Raw genomic sequence first — 2,396 nt, 5'->3', positions numbered from 1 at the left:
TGCACTCATTCCCTAATACCCCACCCCCAACCCCTCCCCGCTTGCGGGGAGGGGAGCGTTTGCGCTCTTCAAATGCGGGGTGGGGTTCTTTATTTTTAATTTATGCAAGAGGTGCACACAAGAGGATTTTGTGGTGACAACGAGCGGTATAATTTGAGCATCTTGCAGAGAATTAAGCCATAATCGCGCTCAGGTGAAATCAATAGTGTTTTGATGCTTGCCTGAGAATTAACAGATGACTACAGTTCAGCCAAGCTATGAATATCAAGTTGGCGGGAGTCTCCCTTCTGATTCTCTCACTTATGTGAGACGGCAGGCAGATGAAGATTTGTATGCGGGGCTGAAGGCTGGGGATTTTTGTTATGTGCTGAACTCGCGGCAAATGGGTAAATCTAGCTTGCGGGTGAGAACTATGCAACGTTTGCAAGCTGAGGGTGTTGCTTGTGCTGCTATTGATATTACAGCGATCGGTAGTTGGGATATCACTGCCGAGCAATGGTATGCAGGGGTGATTGATAGTATTGTTAGCAGTCTGTATTTGTATGAAACTTTTGATTTAGATAGCTGGTGGTCAAGTCACGATTTACTTTCGCCGGTGCAGCGGTTGGGCAAGTTTATTGAGGATGTGCTGCTAACGTCGATTAATGATAGCATTGTTGTTTTTATTGATGAAATCGATAGCATTCTCAGCTTGAATTTGCCTTCGGTTGACGATTTTTTTGCTTTAATCCGCAGTTGCTATAATCAGCGTGCCGATCATCCAGAGTATAAGCGGATAACTTTTACACTGTTTGGGGTAGCAACTCCCTCGGATTTGATTAAAGATAAAAAGCGCACACCATTTAATATAGGTCGAGCGATCGCTCTTGAGGGCTTTGAGTTAAATGAAGCCCAAGCGTTAGCTTTGGGGTTTGGGGAGATTAGTAATCCGCAAAAAGTATTGCAAGAGATTTTGGCTTGGACTGGTGGACAACCGTTTCTCACTCAAAGACTTTGTAAGTTAATCAAGACTAAGGGGTGGGGACTGGAAACTGGGGATGAGTCTCAGGTTGATGAGTTGGTTGAAACTTATGTTATTACTAATTGGGAATCGCAGGATGAGCCTGAGCATTTAAAGACGATCCGAGATCGGATTCTCAGTAGTGACCAACTTGCAGGCAGGCTGTTAGGACTTTATCAGCAAATTTTACAACAGGGTGAAGTCGCGGCGAATGATAGTCCCGAACAAATGCAGTTGCGGTTGACGGGGTTGGTGGTTAAGCAGCAAGGTAAGTTAAAAGTTTATAACTTGATTTATGAATCGGTTTTTAACCGAAGTTGGGTTGAGAGAGAATTAGCCAAACTGCGTCCTTATTCTCAAGCTTTCAGAGCATGGATAGATACAAATCGTCAAGATGAATCACGGTTGTTGCGGGGTGCAGCGTTACAGGATGCTTTGATTTGGGCAGCGGATAAAAGCTTGGGTGTTGAGGATTATCAGTTTCTCGCAGCTAGCCAAGAATCAGACAAGCGAGAAGCGATAGAAGCACAAAAGCAAGCTAATGAGATTTTACAAGCAGCGACGCAAAAAGCGTCGCAGCGGATTCGCCTTGGTTCTTTGATTTTGGGTATATCTGTGGTGGGGGCAGTAATTGCGGCGATAATGGCAACAGTTGCTTTTAACAAACTACAAGAAGCAGTAGAAGGAACCAGATTAGAACGAGAAGGCAGCAATGCTTTACAGCAGTTTGATTATGACCAAATAGGAGCATTGCGATCGGCAATGCGAGCTGGACAAGATTTGCAAAAGCTAGTTAAAAATAATCGTTCCTTGGAGGAATATCCAGCAGCTAGCCCACTTTTAGCTTTAAGAACGATTTTAGATAAGATCCAAGAGCGAAATCAACTCACCGGGCATCAATTATATGTCTTCAGCGCCAGTTTTAGTCCTGATGGCAAACGAATTGTCACTGCATCCGGTGACAATACCGCCAAGGTGTGGGACATATCGGGCAAACTCATCGCTACCCTTACCGGGCATCAAGATACAGTCAACAGCGCCAGTTTTAGTCCTGATGGCAAACGAATTGTCACTGCATCCGGTGACAATACCGCCAAGGTGTGGGATTTAAATGGCAAACTCATCGCTACCCTTACCGGGCATCAAGGAGTAGTCATCAGCGCCAGTTTTAGTCCTGATGGCAAACGAATTATCACTGCATCCGGTGACAATACCGCCAAGGTGTGGGATTTAAATGGCAAACTCATCGCTACCCTGACTGGGCATCAAGCAGAAGTCAACAGCGCCAGTTTTAGTCCTGATGGCAAACGAATTGTCACCGCATCCGGTGACAATACCGCCAAGGTGTGGGACTTAAATGGTAAACTCATCGCCACCCTGACTGGGCATCAAGCAG

General features: G+C 45.4%; 1 protein-coding gene. It reads left to right on the top strand.

Features of this window, described 5'->3' with window-relative positions; genetic code table 11:
* Positions 1-235: 235 nt before the first annotated feature.
* Positions 236-2,396: AAA-like domain-containing protein (locus PI95_RS19810; protein ID WP_201280524.1), on the top strand; the 2,161-nt coding region annotated here is incomplete at its 3' end.

The organism is Hassallia byssoidea VB512170 (genome assembly GCF_000817785.2).
Lineage (GTDB): Bacteria > Cyanobacteriota > Cyanobacteriia > Cyanobacteriales > Nostocaceae > Hassallia > Hassallia carrinoi.
Note: the sequence above shows the minus strand (reverse complement) of the source record. Positions and strands in the feature narration are given on the sequence as shown.